28 protein-coding genes and 1 pseudogene are annotated in these 25,109 nt (G+C 67.6%); 17 read left to right on the top strand and 12 right to left on the bottom strand.

Features of this window, described 5'->3' with window-relative positions:
- Nucleotides 1-218 precede the first annotated feature (218 nt).
- The 4 genes from G6N34_RS21855 to G6N34_RS21840 all read left to right on the top strand — a co-directional run bounded on the left by G6N34_RS21855 (nucleotide 219) and on the right by G6N34_RS21840 (nucleotide 3,702).
- Nucleotides 219-989 carry an SDR family NAD(P)-dependent oxidoreductase gene (locus tag G6N34_RS21855; protein ID WP_085156823.1) on the top strand — a complete coding sequence of 257 codons (771 nt, stop codon included), beginning with the start codon at nucleotides 219-221 and terminating at the stop codon, nucleotides 987-989.
- 46 nt (nucleotides 990-1,035) lie between these two features.
- Nucleotides 1,036-1,890, top strand: coding sequence for a mycofactocin-coupled SDR family oxidoreductase (locus G6N34_RS21850; RefSeq protein WP_085156820.1), 855 nt, complete (start codon nucleotides 1,036-1,038; stop codon nucleotides 1,888-1,890).
- 106 nt (nucleotides 1,891-1,996) lie between these two features.
- Nucleotides 1,997-3,085: an S-(hydroxymethyl)mycothiol dehydrogenase gene (locus G6N34_RS21845; RefSeq protein WP_163645470.1), complete on the top strand. Its 1,089-nt coding sequence runs from the start codon at nucleotides 1,997-1,999 to the stop codon at nucleotides 3,083-3,085.
- On the top strand, nucleotides 3,082-3,702 hold the full coding sequence (locus G6N34_RS21840; protein WP_163645469.1) for an MBL fold metallo-hydrolase: 621 nt from the start codon (nucleotides 3,082-3,084) through the stop codon (nucleotides 3,700-3,702). The genes G6N34_RS21845 and G6N34_RS21840 overlap by 4 nt, the downstream gene beginning before the upstream one ends.
- 414 nt (nucleotides 3,703-4,116) lie before the next feature.
- On the opposite strand, the gene G6N34_RS21835 is transcribed toward G6N34_RS21840, so the two are convergent.
- Entirely contained in the window at nucleotides 4,117-4,716 is a 600-nt protein-coding gene (locus G6N34_RS21835) for a TetR/AcrR family transcriptional regulator (RefSeq protein WP_133057757.1), read from the bottom strand.
- 227 nt (nucleotides 4,717-4,943) lie between these two features.
- On the opposite strand from G6N34_RS21835, the gene G6N34_RS21830 reads away from it, so the two are divergent.
- Entirely contained in the window at nucleotides 4,944-5,351 is a 408-nt protein-coding gene (locus G6N34_RS21830; RefSeq protein WP_085151841.1) for a hypothetical protein, read from the top strand.
- 13 nt (nucleotides 5,352-5,364) lie between these two features.
- Nucleotides 5,365-6,018: a 3,4-dihydroxy-2-butanone-4-phosphate synthase gene (locus tag G6N34_RS21825; RefSeq protein WP_085151840.1), complete on the top strand. Its 654-nt coding sequence runs from the start codon at nucleotides 5,365-5,367 to the stop codon at nucleotides 6,016-6,018.
- 18 nt (nucleotides 6,019-6,036) lie between these two features.
- Here the strand turns inward: G6N34_RS21825 and G6N34_RS21820 are convergent, their stop codons facing one another.
- Nucleotides 6,037-6,372, bottom strand: a complete 336-nt coding sequence (locus tag G6N34_RS21820; protein WP_085151839.1) for a hypothetical protein — start codon at nucleotides 6,370-6,372, stop codon at nucleotides 6,037-6,039.
- A gap of 455 nt (nucleotides 6,373-6,827) precedes the next feature.
- Between G6N34_RS21820 and G6N34_RS21815 the strand changes: the two genes are divergently transcribed.
- Nucleotides 6,828-7,817 carry a tocopherol cyclase family protein gene (locus G6N34_RS21815; protein WP_085151838.1) on the top strand — a complete coding sequence of 330 codons (990 nt, stop codon included), beginning with the start codon at nucleotides 6,828-6,830 and terminating at the stop codon, nucleotides 7,815-7,817.
- A 1-nt stretch (nucleotide 7,818) separates the two neighbouring features.
- Here the strand turns inward: G6N34_RS21815 and G6N34_RS21810 are convergent.
- A pseudogene (locus tag G6N34_RS21810) lies at nucleotides 7,819-8,308 on the bottom strand (Orn/Lys/Arg family decarboxylase); the annotation flags it as partial.
- 195 nt (nucleotides 8,309-8,503) lie between these two features.
- Nucleotides 8,504-9,133: a TetR/AcrR family transcriptional regulator gene (locus G6N34_RS21805; RefSeq protein ID WP_085151837.1), complete on the bottom strand. Its 630-nt coding sequence runs from the start codon at nucleotides 9,131-9,133 to the stop codon at nucleotides 8,504-8,506.
- 102 nt (nucleotides 9,134-9,235) lie between these two features.
- Between G6N34_RS21805 and G6N34_RS21800 the strand changes: the two genes are divergently transcribed.
- The gene (locus G6N34_RS21800) at nucleotides 9,236-10,441 is read left to right on the top strand and encodes a cytochrome P450 (RefSeq protein WP_085151836.1); all 1,206 of its coding nucleotides are present in this window, start codon (nucleotides 9,236-9,238) and stop codon (nucleotides 10,439-10,441) included.
- Between the two features lie 40 nt (nucleotides 10,442-10,481).
- Entirely contained in the window at nucleotides 10,482-10,751 is a 270-nt protein-coding gene (locus tag G6N34_RS21795) for a YdeI/OmpD-associated family protein (protein ID WP_085151835.1), read from the top strand.
- A 1-nt stretch (nucleotide 10,752) separates the two neighbouring features.
- Here G6N34_RS21795 and G6N34_RS21790 read toward each other — a convergent pair whose 3' ends face one another.
- From G6N34_RS21790 to G6N34_RS21770, 5 genes are all read right to left on the bottom strand, one after another.
- Nucleotides 10,753-11,526, bottom strand: a complete 774-nt coding sequence (locus G6N34_RS21790) for a thioesterase family protein (protein WP_085151899.1) — start codon at nucleotides 11,524-11,526, stop codon at nucleotides 10,753-10,755.
- 84 nt (nucleotides 11,527-11,610) lie between these two features.
- Nucleotides 11,611-12,990: a dihydrolipoyl dehydrogenase gene (gene lpdA, locus G6N34_RS21785; RefSeq protein WP_085151834.1), complete on the bottom strand. Its 1,380-nt coding sequence runs from the start codon at nucleotides 12,988-12,990 to the stop codon at nucleotides 11,611-11,613.
- Nucleotides 12,987-14,183, bottom strand: a complete 1,197-nt coding sequence (locus G6N34_RS21780; RefSeq protein WP_085151833.1) for a dihydrolipoamide acetyltransferase family protein — start codon at nucleotides 14,181-14,183, stop codon at nucleotides 12,987-12,989. The genes lpdA and G6N34_RS21780 overlap by 4 nt, the downstream gene beginning before the upstream one ends.
- On the bottom strand, nucleotides 14,180-15,184 hold the full coding sequence (locus G6N34_RS21775; RefSeq protein ID WP_085151832.1) for an alpha-ketoacid dehydrogenase subunit beta: 1,005 nt from the start codon (nucleotides 15,182-15,184) through the stop codon (nucleotides 14,180-14,182). The genes G6N34_RS21780 and G6N34_RS21775 overlap by 4 nt, the downstream gene beginning before the upstream one ends.
- Nucleotides 15,181-16,305: a thiamine pyrophosphate-dependent dehydrogenase E1 component subunit alpha gene (locus G6N34_RS21770; RefSeq protein WP_085151831.1), complete on the bottom strand. Its 1,125-nt coding sequence runs from the start codon at nucleotides 16,303-16,305 to the stop codon at nucleotides 15,181-15,183. Before G6N34_RS21770 ends, G6N34_RS21775 begins: the two co-directional genes overlap by 4 nt.
- A gap of 156 nt (nucleotides 16,306-16,461) precedes the next feature.
- Between G6N34_RS21770 and G6N34_RS21765 the strand changes: the two genes are divergently transcribed.
- On the top strand, nucleotides 16,462-16,926 hold the full coding sequence (locus G6N34_RS21765; RefSeq protein ID WP_085151898.1) for an Lrp/AsnC family transcriptional regulator: 465 nt from the start codon (nucleotides 16,462-16,464) through the stop codon (nucleotides 16,924-16,926).
- Between the two features lie 7 nt (nucleotides 16,927-16,933).
- Here the strand turns inward: G6N34_RS21765 and G6N34_RS21760 are convergent, their stop codons facing one another.
- The 3 genes from G6N34_RS21760 to G6N34_RS21750 all read right to left on the bottom strand — a co-directional run bounded on the left by G6N34_RS21760 (nucleotide 16,934) and on the right by G6N34_RS21750 (nucleotide 19,993).
- Nucleotides 16,934-17,986 (bottom strand): Glu/Leu/Phe/Val dehydrogenase dimerization domain-containing protein, encoded by a 1,053-nt coding sequence (locus G6N34_RS21760; protein WP_085151830.1) that lies wholly within the window; start codon nucleotides 17,984-17,986, stop codon nucleotides 16,934-16,936.
- Between the two features lie 169 nt (nucleotides 17,987-18,155).
- Nucleotides 18,156-19,364, bottom strand: coding sequence for a metal-dependent hydrolase family protein (locus G6N34_RS21755; RefSeq protein WP_085151829.1), 1,209 nt, complete (start codon nucleotides 19,362-19,364; stop codon nucleotides 18,156-18,158).
- On the bottom strand, nucleotides 19,361-19,993 hold the full coding sequence (locus G6N34_RS21750) for a TetR/AcrR family transcriptional regulator (protein WP_085151828.1): 633 nt from the start codon (nucleotides 19,991-19,993) through the stop codon (nucleotides 19,361-19,363). Before G6N34_RS21750 ends, G6N34_RS21755 begins: the two co-directional genes overlap by 4 nt.
- A 107-nt stretch (nucleotides 19,994-20,100) precedes the next feature.
- Here G6N34_RS21750 and G6N34_RS21745 point away from each other — a divergent pair, with 107 nt between their 5' ends.
- From G6N34_RS21745 to G6N34_RS21715, 7 genes are read left to right on the top strand one after another with little or no spacing between them, the layout of a single operon-like run.
- Nucleotides 20,101-21,087: an LLM class flavin-dependent oxidoreductase gene (locus G6N34_RS21745; protein ID WP_163645465.1), complete on the top strand. Its 987-nt coding sequence runs from the start codon at nucleotides 20,101-20,103 to the stop codon at nucleotides 21,085-21,087.
- Between the two features lie 35 nt (nucleotides 21,088-21,122).
- Nucleotides 21,123-21,563 (top strand): YybH family protein, encoded by a 441-nt coding sequence (locus G6N34_RS21740; protein WP_085151826.1) that lies wholly within the window; start codon nucleotides 21,123-21,125, stop codon nucleotides 21,561-21,563.
- A 32-nt stretch (nucleotides 21,564-21,595) separates the two neighbouring features.
- A complete protein-coding gene (locus G6N34_RS21735) occupies nucleotides 21,596-22,408 on the top strand; it encodes an alpha/beta fold hydrolase (protein WP_085151825.1) in 813 nt (270 codons plus the stop codon).
- Complete coding sequence (locus tag G6N34_RS21730) at nucleotides 22,408-23,265, top strand: FAD binding domain-containing protein (protein WP_163645463.1); 858 nt, start codon at nucleotides 22,408-22,410, stop codon at nucleotides 23,263-23,265. Before G6N34_RS21735 ends, G6N34_RS21730 begins: the two co-directional genes overlap by 1 nt.
- The gene (locus G6N34_RS21725; protein ID WP_085151823.1) at nucleotides 23,262-23,798 is read left to right on the top strand and encodes a (2Fe-2S)-binding protein; all 537 of its coding nucleotides are present in this window, start codon (nucleotides 23,262-23,264) and stop codon (nucleotides 23,796-23,798) included. Before G6N34_RS21730 ends, G6N34_RS21725 begins: the two co-directional genes overlap by 4 nt.
- The gene (locus tag G6N34_RS21720; protein WP_163645461.1) at nucleotides 23,795-24,193 is read left to right on the top strand and encodes an SCP2 sterol-binding domain-containing protein; all 399 of its coding nucleotides are present in this window, start codon (nucleotides 23,795-23,797) and stop codon (nucleotides 24,191-24,193) included. Before G6N34_RS21725 ends, G6N34_RS21720 begins: the two co-directional genes overlap by 4 nt.
- Entirely contained in the window at nucleotides 24,190-25,101 is a 912-nt protein-coding gene (locus G6N34_RS21715; protein WP_085151821.1) for a DUF1028 domain-containing protein, read from the top strand. Before G6N34_RS21720 ends, G6N34_RS21715 begins: the two co-directional genes overlap by 4 nt.
- The last annotated feature ends 8 nt before the right edge of the window (nucleotides 25,102-25,109 follow it).

Genomic DNA, 25,109 nt, shown 5'->3' with positions numbered 1-25,109 from the left:
TCGTCAACCGGTACGGCGCAGAGATCAGGGTTCGAAGAATTCGAGTTCACCAACCTGCGGTTTCGGGTTGACAGCCCATAGGTGGCGGGTGATCATAGTTCCCAACCTAGCTTGAACAAAAGTTCAAAGTGTTCCCGTCGTCCGTCTGCCGCAATGTCGCGTCAGGCGGATGCGCCCCAAAGGCGTGGGTAACGATTCACAGATATGGAGATTCGAACGTGACGCTTGAGTTCGCCGGCAAGACGGTACTGATTTCGGGGAGCGCCCGCGGTCAAGGGGCCTCGCACGCGAAGCGTTTCGCTGAGCAGGGCGCCAAGGTCGTCGTCTCCGACATCCGCGACGAACTCGGCGAGGCCGTCGCCGAGGAGATCCGGCAGAACGGCGGCGAAGCCGTCTACCAGCACCTGGACGTCCGCCTGACCGAGGACTGGGACGCTGCCGTCGCCCGCGCCGAGAAGGAGTTCGGAAACCTCAACATCCTGATCAACAACGCCGGCATCGTCAGCTGCGACGCGGCCGACGTCTGCTCCGATGACATGTGGGGCAACGTCATCGACACCAACGCGGCGGGCGTTTTCAAGGGCATCCGTGCGGCAGTCCCCGCGCTCAAGCGCGCCGGTGGCGGCGCGATCGTGAACACCGCTTCGATGATGGGAATCGTCGGCTCCTGGGGTTACGCGGCCTATGTGTCGAGCAAGTTCGCCGTGGTCGGTCTGACCAAGTCGGCCGCTCTGACCTACGCCGGTGACAACATCCGGGTGAACGCGATCGCTCCCGGCTGTGTCGACACGCCCATGCTGGACGAGGAGAAGGTCATCATGGCCTCGAACCCCTACTGGGACTTCGACGAATGGGTCAACACGCAGCCCATCGCCAAGATCGCCCAGCCGGAGGAGATCAGCGAACTGGTTCTGTTCCTGGCCTCGGACCGCACCCGTTACTGCACCGGTTCGGTCTATCCGATCGATGGTGGCTCCACCGCGGGCTGATCGGCAGTCCGCTCCGACATCCACTCGACACTAAGGAGTTCTGACAATGGGTTTGCTGGACGGAAAGGTCGTCTTCATCACCGGTGGAGCCCGCGGCCAGGGCCGCGCGCACGCCATCGCCTCGGCGCGTGAAGGCGCCGACGTGGCGCTTTTCGACCGCACGCAGGACCTCGACTCGGTCGGCTATCCGCTGGGCACCCCCGATGACCTCAAGGAGACCGCATCGCTGGTCGAGGGACTCGGCAAGCGTGCGTTGACCTTCACCGGCGACGTCCGGTCGCAGGAGGATCTCGACGGAGCGGTTGCGGCCACCATTGCCGAGTTCGGGAAGATCGATGCGCTGAACGCCAACGCGGGCATCTGGTCCACCGGGGCGTTCTGGGAATTGTCCGAAGAGACCTGGTCGGACATGATCGGCATCAACCTCAGCGGCGTGTGGCGATCGGCGAAAGCCGTGACGCCGCACTTCATCGAGCGTCAGTCCGGTTCGATCGTCATGACGGCGTCGGTCGACGGACTGGAGCCGGGTGGCATTTACGCCCATTACACCGCGGCCAAGCACGGTGTCATCGGGCTGGCGAAGGCCGTCGCGCTTGAGCTGGCCCCCCACGGTGCGCGCTGCAACTCGGTGAGCCCGGGTGCGGTGGACACCCCGATGCTCGACAACCAGCCCGGATACGACCTGATCTCGGGCCATCCCGGTGGTACGCGGGACGACCTGGTCGAGGGCGGCCATCGCTTCAACGTCTTGAAGGGCACGGCCCTGCTGGACCCGATGGAGATCGCGAACACCGCGGTGTACCTGCACTCGGATCTGGCCGCGAAGGTGACGGGCACGATGTCACTGGTGGACGCCGGCCACATGCTGCTGACCGGTTACAACCACGACCCTATTCGCTGAGTCAGAAGTCCTCACTCGAGGTCACGCCCGCACGTGTGGGGGCGTGGCCTCGAGTGATTCTGCAGTTCGACAGCACCCGCGGGTGCATCAGACAGGAGAGCCAAGAATGAGTCAGACCGTGCGCGGTGTGATTTCCCGGTCCAAGAAGCAGCCCGTGGAGTTGGTCGACATCGTGATCCCGGATCCGGGTCCCGGTGAGGTGGTCGTCGACATTCTCGCGTGCGGGGTGTGTCATACCGATCTGACCTACCGCGAGGGTGGGATCAACGACGAGTACCCGTTCCTTCTTGGTCATGAGGCCGCGGGCACGGTGGAGTCGGTCGGTGAGGGCGTGACCAACGTCGAGCCGGGCGACTTCGTGATCTTGAACTGGCGTGCGGTGTGTGGGCAGTGCCGGGCCTGTAAGCGTGGCCGCCCGCACCTGTGCTTCGACACGTTCAACGCCACCCAGAAGATGACGCTGACCGACGGCACCGAGCTGACCCCTGCGTTGGGGATCGGGGCGTTCGCCGACAAGACCCTGGTGCATGAAGGACAGTGCACCAAGGTCGATTCCGACGCCGATCCGGCGGTCGCGGGCCTGCTGGGCTGCGGTGTGATGGCCGGCATCGGCGCGGCGATCAACACCGGCGCGGTGACCCGCGATGACACGGTGGCCGTGATCGGCTGCGGCGGTGTGGGTGATGCCGCGATCGCCGGCGCCGCCCTGGTCGGCGCCAAGAAGATCATCGCCGTCGACCTCGACGATCGAAAGTTGGCGCAGGCGAAGGAATTCGGTGCGACTGACACGGTGAACGCCGCGGACGCTGACGTGGTGGCGTCGATCCAGGATCTGACCGACGGGTTCGGTGCTGACGTGGTCATCGACGCCGTCGGCCGACCGGAGACCTGGAAGCAGGCCTTCTACGCGCGCGACCTGGCCGGCACCGTGGTGCTCGTCGGCGTGCCGACCCCCGATATGACGCTCGAGATGCCGCTGGTGGACTTCTTCTCCCGCGGTGGCTCGCTGAAGTCCTCCTGGTACGGCGACTGCCTGCCCGAACGCGACTTCCCCACCCTGATCTCGCTCTACCTGCAGGGCCGGCTTCCGTTGGAGAAGTTCGTCTCCGAACGCATTGGCCTGGACGCCATCGAGGACGCGTTCCACAAGATGCACGCCGGTGAGGTGCTGCGCTCGGTGGTGGTGCTCAAATGAGCATCACCCGCGTGGTCACCAGCGGCACCTTCAGCCTCGACGGCGGCACCTGGGACGTCGACAACAACATCTGGATCGTCGGTGACGACAACGACGTCATCGTCTTCGACGCCGCCCACACCGCCGACCCCATCATCGAGGCCGTCGCCGGCCGCAACGTCGTCGCCGTCATCTGCACCCACGGCCACAACGACCACATCACCGTCGCCCCCGAACTCGGTGTGACACTCGATGCCCCGGTGTTCCTGCATCCGGCCGATGAGATGTTGTGGCGAGAGGTCCACCAGGACAAGGAGTTCCGCAGCGTCGAGGACGGTCTCGTGCTCACCGCTGGCGGGATCGAACTGCACGCGTTGCACACGCCGGGTCACTCGCCCGGGTCGGTGTGCTGGTCGGCTCCCGGCCTGAACGCGGTGATCTCCGGTGACACCCTGTTCCAGGGCGGACCCGGCGCCACCGGACGGTCCTACTCGGATTTCCCGACCATCCTCGACTCGATCAAGAGCAGGCTCGGCCTTCTTCCCGAGGAGACCGTCGTCTACACCGGGCACGGTGACACCACCACGATCGGTGGGGAACTGGTCAACTACGACGAGTGGGTCGCTCGCGGCCACTGACGATGCGCCAGCCGGGCACCGACGCAGCGCCGCGAGGAACGAGCGGGGCGGAGGAGGTGGCCCGACTGCCAGGTACGAGCGGTGAGGAGGAAGTGGCCAATCAGCAGCGGCCACTGACGGAACTGGCTCTCGCCCCGAGAGGCTCCCGCGTAGGTGGGAGACCTTTCGGGGCGTTTGCACGTCTGGCGAAAGAGACTTGGACAGATGACCCAGAAAGCATTGACGTGGATCACACCGATATCTATATTTGCTGGTAGTTGAACTTATGTTCAAACTCAAGCACAGAACACGCCTCGGAGAGAACGCATCGAGATGACGGCCACCCAGGACCCTCGGGAGAGTGCGGCTGCGGAGTCGCGGTGTCTCGGGCATCCGACTGGGGACTTTCGCCCGAGGCCTGAGCGCCAGGTTGGGTCAGCCGGCCTTGGCGCCCTTCGCGGAAGTGCTCCGGCGCCTGCCGGTCTTCGGCTTCTCCTGGCTCAACACCAGTCGAAGCAGCGGTTCGGCGTCCTTCTCCGACGCCACCGATCCGCCCATGACCAGCTGGACGCCGATGCCCTCCCAGGTCGCTTCCAGACGCTGGGCCACTTCACTGCTGTAGAGGCGCGTCAGTTCGGCGCGAGTGGACGCCGACCAGTTCTCGACGAGCTTGTGGTAGGCGACGTCACGCACCGAGTGCGCGTAGATCTCGAAGAGCAGGATTCGGTCCTTCTCGTCCCCGTACATCACCGAGAGCAGGTTGAGCACGGCGGCGACCAGCGTGTCCTCGTCGACGGCGGCGCGGAACGGGGGCAGAAAGCGCTCGGTCTGCCTCTGCACCCAGGCGGCGAACGCCTCGAACATCAACTCATCGATGTTCTCGTAGTGGTAGCTGGCGGAACCGAGCGCAAGGGACGCGGCGGCGGCGACACGTCGGTGGGTGACCCCCTTGACACCGTATTCGCAGGCCACGTCGAGGGCGGCCTGTCGCAACGCGGCGCGGGTCGGCTCGGACCGAGCATTGTCTCGGGACACCTGAGCTCTGCCTCTCCACACCGTGTCTATACCGCGTTTTCAGAGCTCAGGGTACCAGTGGGGAAAGGCCATTCGCCGCGTGGCATCGGCGTTGGGACGTTCAGCAGGAACAGATCTCGACATGCGCAGAGCTGTCACCGCAATCGGATTTCATGTGTCGCTACGTTCAAACCCATTCCAACGCAAGGGCGAACGGCTGTGTTGGGTGTTCGGAGGAGGGTGCAGTCATGACTGCGGTGCACGATCACATCGACTCCATCGCGGAATTCGACTGGGATCTCGTGACTTTCGTGGTGCAGTGGGCCCGATACGGGGGTCCAGAACCCGAAGAGGTGCTGCCCAGATTCGGGATGACGTGCACTCGCCTGCGTGAGCGCCTCGACGAGATCATCGTCTATGCGCACCAGCACCCCGACCGAATGAAGGCTGAGCAGCGAGAACTCATCGTCCGGGTGGAGCGCTGGTTGTCGACACTCGCCGAAGATTCGCCCTACAGCGCTCCTGTCGATTCTCCGCCGGTGGACCCACTCGGAGTGGACGGCCAACCGATCTTGAGCCGAGGGATCTGGCGATGGCGCCAAGAAACCCTCACCACTCGGGTCGAGGCCGCTCGGGCATCTGCCCGCACCGACTAAAGGAAGGCATTCGATGACAACGACGTCACACAGTGTCGACGGGTTCGCCCCAGCACGCGTCGCGCATCGGTCACGCGGATTCGCGGCTGCTGTGGCCGACTTTGCGCAGGGCGATCCCGTCATCATCGGCTACGACGGTGAATGTGTCATGGCACTGTCGGCGGCGGCGGCGACGCCCCATACGACGGCGGAGTTGGTCCGGCACGGGTCGGGCCTCCTCTTCGTCGCGATGCAGAGTCGACGGCTTCGTGCGCTGCGCATTCCGGCCATGCCGGCCGAGCTCGACTCACGATGCTCGAACAGCTATGTCGCCGTGGATGTTTCGGCTGGAATCACCACCGGCATCTCAGCTGTCGATCGCACCACGACCATCAACATGCTCAGCGACCCGAGCAGCACGCCCGATACGTTTCGGAGGCCCGGGCACGTTGTTCCGGTGGCAGCCGACCTGGTCGTGGGGACGGTCGCGACTGCACCCCAGACGGTGCTGATGCTGGCGTCCCTCGCAGGCGGTGATACACCGGCCGCGGCGTTCACGACGCTGGTGTCGGTGGATCACCCCTGTGAGAACGCGACAGCCGAGGAGGGCCCGCGCATCGCGGAGTGGCTGGGCCGTCGGTTCATCGACAGCAGGTCGGTGGCCACTGCCTTCTACGGGTGGCGGTGACCCCGAGGGGGTGACGCGTCAGGTCAGCGCGCGGAGTTCAGCGACCAGTCCCAGGACGTGGCTGCGCCGCTGCTCGTCGCACACCTTGCCGGCACTCCACAGATCAAGCTGATTCGCCTCGACGTCGAGGGCGCTCGCGCGCAGGTCGGCGACAAGGTCGTTGAGGTAGTCCCGGCGGAAGTCGTCGCACTCCTGGCCGGATGCCCAGAGTTCGAGCTGGTTGGCCGCTGCGACCCGCAGATCTCGCAGCGAGAACCCGTTCGGTCTGGTGTCCGTGGCCGGGACGAAGAGGTGGGGATCGTCGTCGGTTTCGCGTCCGATGCGAATGGGTTCCGCAGGATGCAGCACTGACATGTAAGCCACCTCTCGGAAATGAGTGAGTGGGCGACGATCTCCCCGTGGCCGCTAAGTTATCGGACGTTCCAATGCTGCGCCACGGGGCGAACAAGATCAATAGTCGTGTTGCCAAAAACGCACCCATCCGCGGTCCTTCCTGGGAAATAAGCATATATCGTCTGCCATAGAGTTAGCCGCCGCGTTGTCCTGCGGTTTTATTACGCACGCGTCAACGCGGCGAGGCGCTCCCGCAAACGCACTGGCGCGGTGCTTGTGGAATCGGTCACATCCTCGCGTGTGCGAGCCCCCAGGAGGCCGGTCCGAGGGTGGTCGCCGTGTTCGTCGACGTGGCGACACCGGCGGTGCGGCCAACGGCGAGGGGGCGAATGAGGGCGAAGGAGGTGCTGCTCGGCGGCGGTTTCACCGAAGGCCGTCCCGATTGATCGCGCGACGCCGCGGGTACCTGGATACCCATGGACATCGTGGGCACCCTCGAGCGGGCCGGCCGTTCAGCGGTGTCGGTGTACCGCCGCACCGGCGCTGACGTTCCGTTCGGAGATCCGCTGCCGTCGCACGGCACCGAGATGGAGGGCTGGTTCTGGCGCCTCTCCGACCCGGCCACCGGACGCGTCGTCATCGCCCTCTGCAGCGCCAACCGGCATGCGTGCGGCGACTGGTCGACGGCGGCCATCGCCCTGCATCCCGGTGGTGTCGTGCGATCGAGCGCCATCGACTCTGTTCGGGCGGACCAGAATGAGTTCCGGGTGCAGGCACGGTCGGGCGGTGACTTCGTCGACGCCTCGCGCGAGGCGCTCGTGATGTCCATCGGTGACTGCTCCCTTGACCTGACCTTCGAGGACCGGCACGAGTGGTCGGGCGCGTTCGGGGGAAGCGGATTCGTCTCCGCCGTGCCGTTCCTGAACCAGTACTGGCATCCATACCGATTGGGCGGGCATGCGTCGGGGACGGTGCGGTGCGGCGATCAGCAGTGGACGTTCACCGACGCCACGCTGTACGGCGAACGCAACTGGGGAGCGGGGTTCCCTCGTCGATGGTGGTGGGGCCAGGCCCACGACTTCGGCGACGCCGACGTCTGCGTGGCCTTCTCCGGCGGCCTGCTGGAGTTCGGACCGCTGCGCGGGCACGTCACGGGTGTGGTGGTGCGATTGCCGGACCGACTGCTGCGGATCACGCCGCCGGCGTGGGTGTCCTACAGCGGCGGCGAGGACCGATGGCGGATCCGTGCGCGCACGCTGCGCTACAGCGTCGAGCTTGACGGGCAGGGAACCGCCGAGGGGCCCCATGTGCTGCCCGTGCCGCTTCCCGCCGAACGCCGGAACATCGACAGCGATTACGAGTACCTGGCCGGCACCCTGCGCTGCAGAGTCCGGGAGTGGGGGCGCGTGATCTTCGACGGCACAACCGATCTCGCCGCATTGGAGGTGGGCAGCCGGCCCGACTGAGTCACGCGACGACGCGATCGTGCTCCAGCTTCGAGTCCGCGGGATCCGGCAGTGCCATTCCGGCCGCGAGTCCGTCGCCCAGGTACTCGAGAACGGCGTCGTTGATCAGCTCGCCCGGCACCACTGCCGGGATGCCCGGCGGGTACGGCGTGATCTGTTCCGCCGCAACACGTCCCGCCTGCGACACCGGCACCATCTCGGTGGCGCCGAAGAACGCGTCCGGGGCAGGGTCACGGTCGCCAACTGCAGTTCCTCGGGGCTGGGTCGAAGGAGCAGGCGGCATCGCGCCACCGCGTCATGGCGTCGACCAGTCGTCGGATGCTGCGCTCGTCGTCGGCGAACGACAGTGTCGCCAGGGTCCGTCGGTGGTCACTCATGCCCATGTCGATTCCGCACTGTTCCCGCAACCAGTCGGCGGCCTGAAAACCCGACGTCCCGGTGCCGGCGACGTCCAGCAGCACCTGCAGTCGATCCAGGTCGGCGGATGCCTCGTAGATAGGCCGCGACCGCGTCGAGAAACGGCGCCTTCGACTGGTCCATTCTGTTATGCAGACTGCCCCGGTCAGCCTGGGTCAAAACACGGGCCTGAGGGTCAATTCAAGACTGCGGGTGACTGTGAGCGGCCGCGTTGGCACGCCGATCGCGGGGTGTCGGCGTACCGACACGGGCGCTCGCGGGGGAGGGGGTTACTCGTTGCGGTGCAGGAAACCGTGCAGCGAGGCCTGGACGAGTTCGTCGACGATGGCGTCCCGCGGCGGCGGCTCCGGCCCGAAGAAGGTCGACTGCAGCGCGGCCATGCCGACGATCATCGCCACCGTCGAGTGTGCGGGCAGATCGGGTGACTCCGCCGGAATCCCGCGCAGGCGCATGCCCTGAGCGCTGATCTCGCCGAGTGTGGTCAGGGCCCGGGCGATTTCGGCGATGCCTGCGTCGGCGGTCTCCTCGGCGCTGAGTGCGTCGGCGGCGACGAGCGTCACCAGGAGACCACGGTGCTCGACGAGGATGTCGTAGAGCCTGCCGACGAACTGACCCGCGAGATCCTCTTCGGCCGTCTCTTCGGGAACCACCGACTGCCAGGTCCGGCCGAACTCGTCGACGAATTCGGTGAAGGGCAGGACCAGCGCTTCCCGGAACAGGCCGGCCTTGGAACCGAAATGGCGGAACAACAGGTGCTCGGTGACACCCGCGGCCTCGGCGATCTCACGCGTGGTGGTGCTTCGGTAGTCCTGCCGCGCGAACAGGGTGCGGGCGGCGTCGAGCAGCAGCCTGCGTGGCTCGCCACGGGGCCGACGCACGGCCGGTGATCGCTGGGGCACGGTGCGCCACTCCTCGATTCCGAACTCGGAGATTCTGTGCTTTCAAGATAGCGGGCGGTGTTCTACAGTTTTAGGTAGTAAGCACTATCTAAAGGCGGATTCGTGACCACTGAACCCACCACCGGGGTGTACTACGACCCGTTCGACTTCGACATCGACGACGACCCGTACCCGGTGTGGCAGCGCCTGCGCACCGAGTCCCCGCTGTATTTCAACGACAAGTACGGCTTCTATGCGCTGAGCAGGTACGACGACGTCGCACGGGCGCTGCCGGACTGGCAGACCTATCGGTCCGGCCGGGGCACCACCGCCGACATCCTGTTCGCCGGGATCGAGGTGCCGCCGGGCATTCTCCTATTCGAGGATCCGCCGCTGCACGACCTGCATCGTCGCCTGCTGTCCAAGGTGTTCACGCCCCGCCGGATGCTGGCCGTCGAGGACATGGTGCGCGACTTCTGTTCCGGCGCATTGGATCCCCTACGGGACTCCGACGGGTTCGACTTCGTCGCGGACCTCGGGGCGTTCATGCCGATGCGGACCATCGGCTACCTGCTGGGCATTCCGGAGGAGGGGCAGAAACAGATCCGCGACCGCACGGACCAGAACATCACGGTCGGTGCGTCCGACGGCACACCGAAGGACATCAGTCCGACGATCTTCCAGGACTCGATCGCGATGTTCGCCGAGTACATCGAATGGCGCGCGACGCATCCCTCCGACGACCTGATGACCGATCTCCTCAATGCCCGTGTCGAGGAACCGGACGGCTCAGTGCGTCCCCTGGAGCGCACCGAGGTCCTCGCCTACACCGCGATGATCGCCGGGGCGGGCAACGAGACCACGGCTCGGTTGATCGGGTTCATGGGCCAACTCCTCGCCGAGAATCCCGATCAGAGACGCGAGATCGTCGTCGATCCCGCGCTGATTCCCGGGGCGGTCGAGGAGACGCTGCGTTACCAGGCGCCGTCCCCCGTGAAGGCCCGCTATGTCGCACAGGACGTCGAACTGTACGGGCAGACCGTGACGGAGGGCTCATACATGTTGTTGCTCAATGGCTCGGCGAACCGCGACGAGGCGCATTTCGTCGACCCCGACCGCTTCGACATCCATCGCAGGGGCGGACATCTGAGCTTCGGACAGGGCCTGCACTTCTGTCTGGGCTCGGCCCTTGCTCGCCTGGAGGCGCGGATCGCGTTCGAAGAGGTGGTCAAGCGCTGGACCGACTGGGAGGTCGACTACGACAACGTCGCCATGGCGCACACGTCGAGTGTCCGTGGATGGGCAAGGCTCCCAGTCAGATTCACCTGAGCCGATGCGGGGCTGCGGTGCTGCATGTCAGAGTGGAGTCATGAGCCCTCAACGCGTCTCGGGCGGAGTGGTGCACGACCTGCCCAAGGACCTCCGGGCGGCCTTGGCCGCGAACGCGACCGCGCTCGCGGCCTGGAACGACATCACGCCGCTGGCCCGGAACGAGTTCATCTGCTGGGTCGAGGATGCCAAGCAGCCGACCACACGCGAGCGCCGCATCCGCCGGACTCAGGAGGAGTTGGAGGAGGGGAAGCGGCGGCCCTGCTGCTGGCCCGGCTGTGCGCACCGGGAACGCACCGGCAGGCCTTAGGTCAGCTCAGCCCGATGTGGTTCGGCGGCCGGAACGCGTCGGCGGGTTGGGCCAGGGCGATCGCGATGCAGTGGCCGATCGGACCGCGCTGGTCGAACAGCGTCGCCGATCCGGATGCCACGCCCTCGGCACCGTTGTGCCCATCCGATGCCAGGCCGACGAAATCCCCGTCGGGCAGGCGGCTCAGCGACAGCGTGAAGTCGGCGTTGATGTAGCGCAGACCGCCGGTGCTCCAGTGCGTCAACGCGCTGGTGACATCGGCGGCCAGAGCGACGCGGGTGAATGGCGTCAGCGGATGGCCCGCGATGAGCGGCCGCACTTCCCGCACCCAGGCGTACTTGCGACTGTGTGCCTGCTGCCACTCCTGGCGCGTACCGCCCAGCGAGCCGTGCAGGGTGTCGATCCCGTAAGCCCACAGCTCGAACGGCATGTGCTGGGGAATCGTCGGCGGCTCAGTGGGGACCGGTGGAACAGCCGCCGCAGGTGACCAGATCTGGTCCTCGGGATGCTCACCGCGGCGCAGGAACACCGAGGTCGCGCGGCAGACGATCTGATCGTTCTGGGTGATGTCGGTGTCGACGACCTTGATGCGCCGGCCCTCACGGCGGACCTCGGTGCGCACGCGCAGCGGTTGCATGAGCGTCGGGCGCAGCATGTCGACTGTCAGCCGGGCCGGCTGCAGGCCGGGATCTGGGCAGGCCTGCTCCACGGCCCACCCGGCGAGACCGCCCAGAATGTGCCCGCTGACCGTGTTTCCCCACGGCCCCTGCGCCATCGGCGCCGGGACCAGCGACTCACCGTCGACGGTGAAGAAGGCGTCCGCGTCCTCGCTGTTCACCACCTCACGATAGGCAGCCGGTCAGGAGTGTGTGTGCAAGGGTGCACCCGACATCGCCAGCAGGGCTTCGCCGAGCGCCTCGTTCTGAGTGGGATGGGCGTGCAGGTGCGGACGCACGTCCGCCGGAGTCGCCTCCCAGCCGACGATCAGCTGGGCTTCGCCGATGAGTTCGCCGACCCGGTCGCCGACGCAGTGGATTCCCACCACGGGACCATCCGCGTCCGCGGGCCCGCGTCGAATGACCTTGATGCCGCCGGAGGTTCGCAGGATCTGGCTGCGACCGTTGCCGCTGAGGCCGTACACGGTCGTGGTGACTTCGCCGTACTCGGCGCGGGCCGCGGTTTCGGTCAGCCCGACGGAGGCCACCTCGGGATGCGAGTAGGTGATCCGGGGGATGAGATGTTCGGTCACCGGCACGGGGTCGCGTCCGGCGATCACTTCCGCAACGAAGATGCCGTGCGCGAAGCCGCGGTGCGCGAGCTGGTGGCCCGCCACCAGATCTCCGATGGCGTAGACCCCCGGGTGGTTGCTCTCAAGCCTGGCGTCGACGCGGACGAACCCCCGATGTACTGCGATGCCCGCCTCCGCGAGCGCCTGTGACCTCGGCTCCCGGCCGGCGGCGACCAACACCACCTCCGCCGTCATCGTGTCGCCGTCCTCGGTGCCCACCGTCACGCCGTCCTCGGTCTGGGTCGCACCGGTGATGGTGATGCCGGTCCTGACGGTCACTCCGCGACCACGCAGCGTTCGCTGCAGGATGTCGGATGCCCAGGCGTCCTCCCCGGCCAGCAGCCGTGGCAGGGATTCGACGACGGTCACCGATGAACCCAGCGATGTCCACAGGCTGGCGAACTCGACGCCGATGACTCCACCACCCACCACCAGGGCAGTGCGGGGCACATCGGTCAGCTCCAGCGCCTCGTCGCTGCGAAGGATCCGGCCACCGAACGCGAGCTCCGGCACCTGGCGCGGTGTGGAACCGGTCGCCAGCACCACGGCGTCGCCGGAGAGGACGGCGCCGTCCACCTCCACACGGCGACCGCCGAGATAGCGCCCGGTGCCGGTCACCACAGTGACCTTCCGGCTGGTCACCAGGCCTTCCAGCCCGCGGTGCAGTCGGGTGACCACTGCGTTCTTGTAGGCCTGCGCAGCGGCCATGTCGACGCCGTCGAAGCGGGCCCGGACACCGACGTCGACTGCGGCGCGGGTGGTGTCGGCGACCTCCGCGGTGTGCAGCAGTGCTTTCGTCGGGATGCAGCCGCGATGCAGGCAGGTCCCACCGAGTCGGTCGGCTTCGATGAGTGTCACGGACAGGCCGAGTTGACTGGCCCGCAGTGCGCACGAGTACCCGGCCGGCCCGCCGCCGAGGATCAGCACATCGCTGTTCTTCTGCGTCGTCACAGCCGGCCCAACGCCGCCACGGGGTTCTCCACATAGTCGGCGAACAGGCGCAGGAACCCGCCAGCCGATCCGCCGTCACAGACGCGGTGGTCGAAGCTCAGCGACAACTGGGTGAGCTTGCGCACGACGACTTCGCCGTCCACGACCCAGGGCCGGTCGATGATGCGGCCGACACCCAGGATGGCCGCCTCCGGGTGGTTGATGATCGCCGCAGATCCATCGACACCGAACACGCCGTAGTTGTTCAACGTCACAGTGCCGCCGGACATCTGGGCCGGGGTGAGCCTGCCCTCGCGTGCTGAGGTGGTGGCCTCGGCCAGCTTCTCCGAGAGCGTCACGGTGTCGAGTGCGTCGGCGTGCCGCAGCACCGGGACCACCAGCCCGCGCGGCGACTGAACCGCCACACCGAGGTGGATGTGGCTGTGCCGCAAGATCTCCTGCCGGTCGGCATCGAAGGATGCGTTCAGTTCGGGGAACTGCCGCAGTGCCGCGATGCTCAGCCGGGCCAGCAGCGCCAACAGGCTGACCGATTGCCTTCCGCCGAGCTGCCGCCTGGCCTCGAGCAGCCCGGTTGCATCCGCGTCGACCCAGGTGGTGGCGTCGGGGATCTCGCGGCGACTGGTGCCAAGCTTGTCGGCGATGGCCTTGCGGATTCCGGTGACCGGGATGCGGTGCTCGTGCGCGGGAGCCGGTGCCGGAGTCGCGATCGCCCGCTCGACGTCGGCGCGGGTGATGGTCCCCCCAGTGCCGCTCGGGGATAGCGTCGTCAGGTCCACGCCGTTGCGCAGTGCCAGCCCGCGCACGATCGGTGAGATGACCTTGGCGGCTGTGCCGCTGCCCGGTGCCGGTGCGCGGCGCCGCCGGCGACGGGGCTGGTCCTCGACGCTGGTCCCGTAGCCGATCAGCACGTTGCCCGATCCGGCCCGCTCTTCGTTGCGGTGTTGGGCGAACTCATCGGGGCGCACGCTGATCAGCGGCGCACCGACGGCCAGCGTGGCGCCGGGATCTCCGTGGAGTTCGACGACAGTGCCGGAGAAAGGGACCGGCACCTCAACCGAGGCCTTGGCGGTTTCGACCTCCACCACCGGTTGGTCGATCGTGACCGTGTCGCCGACGGCGACCAGCCAGTCGGCGATCACCGCGTCGGTCAGCCCCTCGCCGAGGTCTGGCAGCACGAATGTCTGATCGCTCATGCGCCGACCACCCAGCGGTCGTCAGGCTGGTCATCCCACTGCAGACGGTCGACCGCGTCGAGGATTCGGTCGCTGGTGGGCAGGTGCCATCGCTCGAGCCGTGGTGGCGGAAAGGGGATGTCGTACCCGGTCACTCGGAGGACGGGAGCGGCCAGGTGGTGAAAGCACCGCTCCTGCACTCTGGCGGCGATCTCGGCGCCGACCCCCGCGAAACCCTGTGCCTCCTGGACGATCACGCAGCGGCCGGTCCTGCGGACCGACGCGGTGACGGTCTCGTCGTCGAAGGGCACGATCGATCTCAGGTCGATCACCTCGATGTCGCGGCCGTCCTCGGCCGCCGCGGCGGCGGCCTGCAACGCCGGTTCCACCGTCGGGCCGTAGGCCACCACGGTCACGTCCGCGCCGGACCGCAGCACCTGAGCCCGACCGATTCGCGGGCCGCGGTGCAGCTCGACGTCGGCCCGCGAGAAGTACAGCCGCTTGGGTTCGAGGAAGACGACGGGATCGGGGTCTTCGATCGCCGCGCGCAGCAGGCCGTAGGCGTCCGCGACGGTGGCTGGGGTGACGACCTTCAGGCCCGGGGTGTGGGCGTAGTAGGCCTCACTGGAGTCGCAGTGATGCTCCACCCCGCCGATGCCGCCCGCGTAGGGCACCCGGATCACCAGCGGCGCCGACAACACACCGCGGGTGCGATTGCGCATCTTGGCCACGTGGGACGCAATCTGCTCGAACGCCGGGTAGGCGAAGGCGTCGAACTGCATCTCGACGACCGGGCGGTAGCCGCCCATCGCCATTCCCACCGCAAATCCGATGATTCCGGATTCGGCGAGCGGAGTGTCGAAACATCGATTCGCACCGAATGTCTCGGCGAGTCCGTCGGTGACCCGGAAGACTCCGCCGAGCCTACCGACGTCTTCGCCGAACACCACCACCGAATCGTCGTCGGTCAGCGCGTCGCGCAGTGCGGCGTTGAGTGCCTCCGCCATGGTGGTCAGGGTCATCGGTGATCCTCCGAGTGGTCGAGATGCGAGTCGGCGCGGGCCTGCTCCCGCTGCTCGAGAAGCTGGCTGGTGGGCTGGGCGTAGACATGTCGGAACAGGTCGTCGACGTCGACGGGGCGATCCCGGTTCATCCCGTCGCGGATCGCAGTGGCGAGCTCCTCGGCCTCGGTTGTCACCGCGGCGGCGTAGGCATCGTCCAGCAGGCCTTCGGTGCGCAGGTGGATCTCTAGTCGGCGCAGCGGATCTCGCGCGATCCACTCGGTCACCTCCTCGTCGGTGCGGTAGCGCCGCGGGTCGTCGGCATTGGTGTGGCCCGACACTCGATAGGTGTGCGCCTCGATGATGACTGGACCGTTGCCGGCCAGCACGTGCTCTCGGGCGGCGTCGAGGACCGCGAGCATGGCGACCGGATCGTTGCCGTCGACCTGCTCGCTGCCGACGCCGTAGCCGACACCTTTGTGCGCCAACGACGGGGCGACGGACTGACGCGACAGGGGCACGCTGATGGCGAAGCCGTTGTTCTGGACCAGGAAGATCACCGGCGCGTGAAACACCGCGGCAAAGTTGAGCGCTTCATGGAAGTCGCCTTCGCTGGTGGCGCCGTCACCGCACAGCGCCAGCACCGCCGCCCCGGCGGATCTGCGATCCAGGGCGTGGGCCAGGCCCGTGGCGTGCAACAGTTGGGTCGCCAACGGCGTGGCCTGTGGCGCGGTGTGATTCCGGACCGGATCGAAGCAGCAATGCCAGTCGCCGGCAAGCGATCTCAGGACGTCAACCGGGTCGATGCCGCGGGCCGCCAGGGCCATGGAGTCGCGGTAGGTGGGAAACAGCCAGTCCTCGTCGCGAAGGCACATCGCTGCGGCGATCTGGCAGGCCTCCTGGCCGCGCGACGACGGATACACCGCAAGCCTGCCCTGTTTGGTCAAGGCCGACGCCTGCTCGTCGAACCGACGTCCGAGCACCATGTTGCGATACATGGCCAGCAGTCGCCGGCCGTCGGGCCGCCGATAGCGGGCACCGCTGACCACGGGCTGACCCTCGGGGTCGAGGTACTGCACGGCTGAGTCGGCGGGAAGAAAAGTCTGATACAGCGTTACGTCGGCCGGTTCGGCGACAGTCACGGCTTCCTCCAGGATTCCTAGATGTCCTACGATCGTCGGCATTCGGTGGTTGGATGACAACGCAGATGGGATTTCTGCGGACGGATTGCCCAGATCAGTGATTCTCAGCGGCATAATGTCCCGGAATGACGGCGATTGAAAGTGGCCGGTGAACAGATGGATGAGACCCACGTCAAACTCGACGACGTCGACCGCAGGCTGATCCGTGAACTCGTCCGGGACGGCCGACAGTCGATGCTGGCGCTGGCACAGCGCGCGCACGTCTCGCGGACGCATGTCTACGCGCGTATCGAGCGCCTGGAGAAGGCCGGTGTGATCGAGGGATTCACCGCCCGGATCAACATGGAGAAGGCCGGATTCGCCACCTCGGCCCTGATCGCGCTGACCATCCTGCAGGACTCGTGGCGCGGCCTGTCCGAGCAGTTGAAGACGTTGCGTCATGTCGAGCGGTTCACCCTGGTGGGGGGCGACTTCGACGTCCTGGTGGTGGTGCGGGCTCCCGACAACAAGACGCTGCGGGACGTGGTGCTCGAACAGATCCACGGCCTGCCGGGCATCCGTTCCAGCCGCACGTGGTTGGTGTTCGAGGAGTGGAACGACCAGCGCTGCGAATGGTTGTGAGGGCCAGTCAGGGCTGCGCCTCGGCGCGGCGCCGGGCCAGATCGCGAGCCGCCGCGTCGGTGGGAACCGCCCCGGCGGAGCTGATCTCGTAGACCTCGGTCAACGTCTGACCGATATCGGCGGTGTGGTCGGCCACCGTGTCGGCGTCCCAGCCGAGCACCTCGTGGCCGACGAGGTGGTACGCCCCGCCGGCGTTGCTGACGAAGTCGGGGGCGTAGAGAACTCCGCGCTCGTGCAGGATCTCTCCCGCGTGTTCCCCGGCGAGGATGTTGTTGGCCGCCCCCACCACCGCAGCCGCCGGCAGTCGCTGTGCCACGGCGTCGTCGATCAGACCGCCCAGCGCGCAGGGTGCCAGGATGTCGCACGGTGCACTGGTGACCGCGTCGGGATCGACAGGGCGGCAGCCGAACTCCTGCGCCCACCGCAGGCGGTCGGCGTTGACGTCGGCCACCAGCAGGTGCGCGCCGGCGTCGGCCGCCAGCATCGCGAGGCGACCGCCCACCGCACCGAGGCCCTGGATCAGCACGGTCAGCCCGTCGAGCTCGCCGAGTCCGGCGAAGCGCGCGGTGGCCTTCATCGCTTCGAAGACGCCGACTGCGGTGTTGTGTGCGCTGGAGCCCGCGCCACCCCTGCCGGGGGACCTGCCGAAGACGAACTTCGTTGTTTCGCTGAGGGTGTCCATGTCGGACGAGTTCGTGTTGACGTCGGGCCCGGTCCAGTACGTGCCGTTGAGCCTGTCGATGTTCTCGGCGTGCAGGCGCAGGATGTGCCGCCAGGTGGATTCGTCGAGATCCCGGCGGGGGGCCGGGAGCGCGATGACAGATTTCCCGCCGCCCATCGGCAGGTTGCTGACGGCCATCTTCAACGACATCGCCTCGGCCAGCCGGGCCGCATCCCGCAGAGCGTCGGTGAGCGAGTCGTATCGGGCGGCCCGGGTGCCGCCCGCGGACCGTCCGTGCCGGACCGAGTCGACTCGAATGATGAAGGTCGCGCCGGTGTCCGGGTCGTGGCGGGTCAGCGTGAGTTCCCCAGCCCAGCGCAGGCCGTCAGCGGTATCCATTGTCGCACCTCTCATTTCAGCGATCAGGTGACGACGGTAGGGAGCAGACGGCCCGGTGGACAGCGGGCCGCCGATATGTCGGACAGAATGCTCGGTTGAGGCGGTTGCGGCAGATGTCTGTCCACACCGGAGGCATCCGGCCGCCGGCGGTGAACACTCTGCCCTGGGGCTACCGGACCTTCACACCGCGCCGGATGACCGTGCGAACCCGTTCGGGCAGCCCTTCCACCGAGACCTCCGAACCCGCCAGCAGCACCATGTTCGCCAGCTTGCCCGGTGCCAGCTCGCCGACGTCGGAGGCGATGTCGAGCAGGTCGGCGGCCGAGGTCATCGCGGCGCGCAGCGTATCGACCGCCGAGATCCCCAGCCGATGCATCAACTCCAGTTCGCGCAGGTTCTCGCCGTGGCGGGAGATGCCCGCGTCGGTGCCCATGGCGATGGGCACTCCGGCTGAGTGAGCCAGTCGCACGGATGCCTCATGGGCCTCGATCGCGGCGATCGCCTTCTGCCGCATGTTCTCTGGAATTCCGCCGGAGGTCTCAGACTGGCGCAGGATGGCGTGCGGTGCGGACAGCGTCGGCACCAGCCACGTCCGGTTCTGCACCATCATGTCCACGGCCTCATCGTCGAGGTACACGCCGTGCTCAATCGAGCGCACCCCCGCGCGGATCGCGTTCTTGACGCCCTGGGCGCCCTGGGCATGGGCCATGACGTGGACGTGGGCGGCCCGCGCTTCGGACATCAGCACCGCGAGTTCCTCGTCGCACAGCTGTGCGCGCCGTGGGTCACTGCGCGGACTGATCACGCCCCCGGTGGTCGCGACCTTCAGCACGTCGGCTCCGGCCCGCACGAGTTCACGTACCGCCCTGCGCATCTCGTCGACGCCGTCGACCACGGTCGGGGGCCGGCCTGGATGCGGGGGCCACAACGCGTGCACGCATTCGCCCGAGGGCAGCCATTCGTCGGCGTGTCCGCCGGTTTGGCTCAGCATGCCGATGGCGATCTGCATATCAGGTCCGTCGACGAGGCCGGTGGTGACGGCCTGCTTGACACCGAGGTCGGCACCCGCGGCGTCGCGGACGGTGGTGATGCCGGCGCGCAGCGTCAGCTGCAGGTTGCGGGCCGCCTGAAAGAACCTCAGGGAGAACGGAGTCTGGATAAGCCGCATGGTGTCGACGTCGTCGAGCATGACGTGCACGTGAGTGTCGATGAAGCCCGGCACGACCAGGTGGTCAGTGGCGTCGACCGCGGTGTCGGCATCCAGGTCGATGCCGACGTCGATGATTCGGTCGCCTTCGATCAGGACGTCCGCCGGTGCGGCAGTGCCGCCGACGGGGTCGAAGACGTGGCCGCCGCGGACCACCAGCCGATTGGTCATTCGGGGTCGCGCTCGACGGGCGCGTACAGCGTGTTGATCCAGATGGTGGTCAATGCCGCGGCCGCGGTGGCCGGGTCAGTGCTGGACTGCTGGCCGAGCGCCGCGATCAGGTACCGCTCGTTCATCCACGTGAGCGCGCGCGCGACCTCGTGTGGATCGGTGATGTGGCTGCGCCCCGCGGCGACATCCGCCTCGATGCGGCGCGCCGTCCGCTCGGCCAAGCGGTCGGCGAGTTCGCGGTACAGAGCGCCGATCTCGGGATCGTGGCGTGCGGTGTCGGAGATCGCTTCGATCAACCTCCCGTGCTCACCCCAGAGCGCCGTGAGAGCCTCCAGGCTGCGCCGCAACTCGGCCACCGGATCGTCGGACTCGGCCAGCCAGTTGTCGGCGACGTGGTCCAACTCCAGTCCGACGTCGCTGAGCATCGTCATCAGCAGGTGTTGCCGATCGTCGAAGTGACGATAGAACGCGGTGCGCGCCACCTCCGCGGCGGAGGTGATGTCGTCGAGCGAGATCTCGGTCCAGGACTTCTGCTCGAGCAGGCTGTGGGCGGCGTCGAGGAGTCGGCGGCGGGCATTGCGGCGGTGCTCTCGTCGGCGCGCCTGCAGATCTGACTGGCGGGCGGTCATGTGGTCCAGTCTCGCACACTCCGCACAGGCAGTTAGACGTAAACGTTGACACGGTGTCGCACTTGTAGTTCGCTAGCACCAATCTGCTTCGGAAGGGTGTGACGCTTGTGCGACTGAGTTTGTCTTTCACCGGGTTCGGTCCGATCCTCGCCGACCTGCCGGCGGTGCACGCCGCCGAGGAGTGCGGGTTCGACGGCCTGTGGTACGCCGAACACATCTGCGCCCATGATGCGGTGGTGCCCGCGACGGTCTACCTTCGTGAGACGCAGCGCCTCGAGCTGGCACTGATGGGCATCAACCCGGCCAGTCGGCATCCGGGCGCCGCGGCGATGGAACTGGCGTCGTTGGCCGAGATCGCCCCGGGCCGGGTGCGGGCCGCGATCGGCACCGGCGTGCCCGACATGGTGGCCAAGCTCGGTCGCTCGGTCGACAAGCCGATCGCCGCCACCGTCGCGTTGCATCAGGCGCTCAAGGCGGCGCTGGCCGGCACCGAGATCACCGAGGAATACCCGGGTTTCAGCTTCGCGCACTACCAGCTGAACCCACCGGCGGCGGCACCGGCACTGGACATCATGGCGGTGCGACCCCGGATGGTGCAGACCGCGGTGCGATACGCCGACGGCGTGTGCCTCAGTGCCGGGGCATCGCGGACTTATCTGGCCGACACCGTCGCGCAGGTCGAGCGCTTGCTGGCTGAATACGGCCGGCCGCGCGCGGACTTTCGGATCTCGGTGGTCGTGCCAGCGGTCGTCAGCGAGGATCTTGCGCAGGCTCGGGCGCAGGTCGCGTCGGTGCTGTCGACCTTCGACGCACCGACGCTGGAATACCTGTCCGCGGGTGCGATTGCGCCCAATGCACTGGTGACGGCGCTGGCCTCCGGCCGACCGGCCGAGGTCGCACAGGTGCTCACCGGCGAGGTGGTCGACGCCATGGCACTGGTGTGTCTGCCCGAGGGTGTCGGCGAAGCGCTGGCCGCCTACGCCGGGACCGGCGTCGACGAGATCGCGATCGCCCCCCTCATGCCCCCCGACCAGGTGCCAGATCTGGTCAAGCTGCTGGCCGCGAACCGGCCGGCACCGGCCGCCATGGCCTGAAAGAACACATTCACCTCAACACCGGGAGAACAAACATGACCACCAGCACATCTTCGGTCGAAGCCGACGTGGCCGAGATCATGCGGCTGCACCGCGAATTCGTCGATGCCAACGGTCCGCTCGACTCGAGCTACCTGCGGCGCCGGGTCACCCCCACACCCAACGAACTGGTCTGGTACAACCTCAACGGTTCGGCCTACATCGGGCAGGATCACATCGCCGGGTTATGGGACACGTTGTCGGCCAACATGAATTCACCGGCGGTCAGCACCGAACTGCGCGACGAGCGTGTCGAGGTCGACGGCGATGTCGCATGGGTGACCTACCTCAGCCATTACCAGGGCGACTTCGGCGAATTGGGCACCTTCGACGGCGGCATGCGCAGCACCGAGATCTGGCGCCGCCGCGACGGGGACTGGGAACTGGTGCACACCCATTTCTCGGTGCACGTGCCTGACCAGATGAACGGCATGTGACGGTGCCGCTGGCGTGTGAGCGGAGCTGACCCATGCGGCGGATCAACGTAGAGGGCCCCCACGGGCGCATCAGCTGCCTTCGCGGTGAGCCTGGTTCGGCCCGCACCGCGTTGGTGTTCGTGCACGGCATCAACGGGGCTGCCGCCGAATGGTCCTCGGTGGCGGGCTGTTTCGCTGACCGCAACGTCGTGGCGGTGGATCTGCGCGGTCACGGCGAGTCGGAACCGGGCCCCGAGTACGGCGCGGCCGACTATGCCGCCGACGTCAGCGCGGCGATGTCGGCCCTGGACCTCACCAGTGCGCACCTGGTCGGCTCCTCGTTCGGCGGCGCCGTGTGCCTGGCCCTGGCGGCTGCCAATCCCGACCGGATCGCATCGCTGACCCTGATCGGCGGGGCGCTGAGCATCGCGGGCGGTGTCGACGTCGAGGCCGCAGCGGCCGAACTGCGCCGGCTGGGTACGGAGACGTTTCTGGCGCAGTTGGCCCCGGCGAGCTTCGGCCCGGACGCCACGGCCGAGATGGTGCAGGAGTTGGTGCGGTCGGCCGCTGGCCGCGATGAGGCCGTGGTGGAGCGGGTGCTGCGCGCGGCGCTGACCTCCGATGTGACCGCGGAGGCGGCCCGCGTGCGGGCCCCCGCTCTGGTGCTGACCGGCGAGTACGACCAGACCTGCTCTCCCGCAGTCGGTTCGGTACTCGCCGCTGCACTGGGCACTGAATGCAGGGTGCTCGCCGGGCTCGGACACCTCGCGCACATCGAAGCTCCGCGCCAGGTTGCCGCCCTGGTCGCCGCGCACCTCGACCGCGTCGAGGTGCGCGGTCCGAGTGGGACGTCGGAGGGTTCCTGATGCGTCCGGCGCCGTTCGGCTACGTCGCCGCGACCACCGTCGCGCAGGTGTGCGCCGAACTGGCCGAGGACCCCGCCGGAACCCGGATCCTGGCGGGTGGGCAGAGCCTGATGCCGCGGCTGGTCCGGCGTCAGGAGCGTCCGCGACGGCTCATCGACATCACCCGAGTGCAGGAGCTGCACGAGTTCGACGCCACCGCAGAAGCTCTGCGTATCGGAGCGGCCGTGACGCAGCGCACCGCCGAGAAGCACGCCGCAACAACATCGTTCGGCGTCTTGGCGCAGGCGCTTCCGTGGGTCGGCAAGGTGACGACACGCAATCGCGGCACGGTGTGCGGCAGCTTGGCCAATGCCAATCCGGCCGCGGAGCTGGGGGTGTGTCTGGTGGTTCTCGGGGGCGAGATCACGGCGGTGTCGGCGCGCGGAGAGAGGCGCATTGCCGCCGCGGACTTCTTCGGGCCGCCGGGCCGCACCGCCCTCGCCGACGACGAGTTGCTGCACAGCGTGCGCTTCGATCGACCGGCGGTCGGCACCGTAGGCCGTTTCGAGGAGGTCACCATCCGCGGTGCCGGGGACACCCCACTGCTCAGCGTTGCCGTCAGCGCGCGTACCGACGATGACGCTGATCTGCGGGTCGGACTCGGCGGCGAGGGACAGCCGCCGACGCTGGCACCCCACGAGGTCACCACCGCGCTGGCCGGATCACCCGACGATCGGACCATCGACGAAGTGGTCCAATCCTGGGTCTCAGGACTTGAATTCGCCAGCGACTCGCGCGCCGGCGCGCAGCACCGCCGACTGCTGGCGGTCAATGTGGTCGCCCGCCAGTTGCGTCGGCTACGAGAGGATCTGCAATGACTGCTGCGGACCAACCCGCCATCGCGGTGCGGGTCAACGGCCGGCTCTGGCAGAGCACCGTGCCGGCCCGCATGACCCTGGTCGACTTTCTCCGGGACCGGCTCGGCCTCACCGGCACCCACCTCGGCTGCGGTGAGGGCCTGTGCGGATCCTGCAATGTGCTCGTCGACGCCTGTTCGGCCCGTTCCTGTCTGATGTTGGCCGCCCAGGCCGACGGCACCGAGATCGTCACCGTCGAAGGCCTCACCCCGATCGACGGGCTCTCGGAGGTGCAGGAGTGCCTGGTGCGCCACCACGCGCTGCAGTGTGGCTTCTGCACACCGGGTTTCGTCGTGCTGATCGAGGAGCTGCTGGCAGCCGTGGACGCGGGGGAGTGCCCGTCGCGGGACGACATCCGGCGGCATCTGAGTTCGTCGTTGTGCCGGTGCACCGGATACACCCCGATCTTGGCCGCGGCCGAGGAGCTGGTCGCCCAGCGCACCGCCGCGGCCCAGGCCCCCACCCCGACCACCCGTTTGGAGGAGAACCAGTGAATCAACTGAAATATGTGTCGCAGGAATGGTTGACCCGGCAGGGTGAGCTGCAGCAGGCGTTCCAGACGCGTCCAGGAGCCACGGCACGCGTGCAGTATCGCCTCACCAACGCCCCCGGCGGAGAGGACATCCGGTACTACGCCGACGTCCGCGACGGCAGGATCGTCGAGCAGTTGCTGGGCGACGACCCCGCCGCCGACGGCACCATGACGTCCTCGTTCGACGATTCGATCGCGATCCTGCGCGGCGAGCTTGCCCCCACGGCGGCGTTCATGGAGGGCCGCATCAAGTTGAGCGGCGATGTGGCCAAACTCGGCAAGCTCATGCCGTTGACCCAGACCGCCGAATACAAACGGCACATCACCCAGTTGTGCGCAGAGACCGACTTCTCATGACCTTCTCACTGGTGGCGCGCGATCCGGTCACCGGTCATCTCGGGGTCGCGTCGCACTCGCACTACATGGGCGTGGGGTCGGTGGTGACGTGGGCCGAGGCCGGCGTCGGTGTGGTCGCCACCCAGGCGTTCGCGGTCAAGGGATATGGCCCGCGCGGCCTGGCCGCGATGCGAGCCGGTGCTGGCGCCCCGCAGGCGCTGGAGCAGCTGCTGGCGACCGACTCGGCACCCGAGGTCAGGCAGGTGGCCTTCCTCGACGCCGCCGGAGGATTCGGCATCCACAGTGGCGGCCGGTGCGTCGGAGCGGCCGGCGTCGCCAGGGGCCCGCATGTGGTCGGCCTGGGCAACATGCTCGACAACGAGGACGTGCCGCGGGCCGTGGTTCGCGGATTCGAGGAGGCCACCGGCGATCTGGCTCGTCGACTGCTGGCCGGGCTGCGCGCGGGTGACGAGGCCGGCGGTGACATCCGCGGCCGCCAGTCCGGTGCCGTGCTCGTCGTCGACGGTGTGAAGACCGATGCACCGTGGGACGGCGTCGTGCGGGAGTTGCGGGTCGATGACCATCACGACCCGCTCGGGGAGCTGAGCCGGCTGTTGGACCTCAACGATGCCTTCGACGCGATGTCGGCGGTGGTCTTCGACCCGGATGGTCCCATTCTGGGGCCGTCGCAGCCCGACAGCGTCTACCGCGCCGCCGACACCGCGCTGGCCGAGGCCTCCGCGGTGCTGGGCGACAACCCCGAGGCCACCTTCTGGCGTGCCGTACTGCAGTCGCGGTGGGGAAACCCGACGGAGGCCAGGCGGCTGCTGGACAGCGCCGCGCGCGGTAATCCTCGATTGCCGACCTTCTTCAGTCGGCTCACCGAGGCCGGGATCCTCACGGGCGACGAGGTTCTCGACCGCGGTTAGGTCCGCCG

The organism is Mycolicibacterium confluentis (genome assembly GCF_010729895.1).
Classification (GTDB): Bacteria; Actinomycetota; Actinomycetes; order Mycobacteriales; family Mycobacteriaceae; genus Mycobacterium; species Mycobacterium confluentis.
The sequence above is the reverse complement of the archived record's forward strand: the minus strand, read 5'-3'. Positions and strand labels throughout refer to the sequence as shown.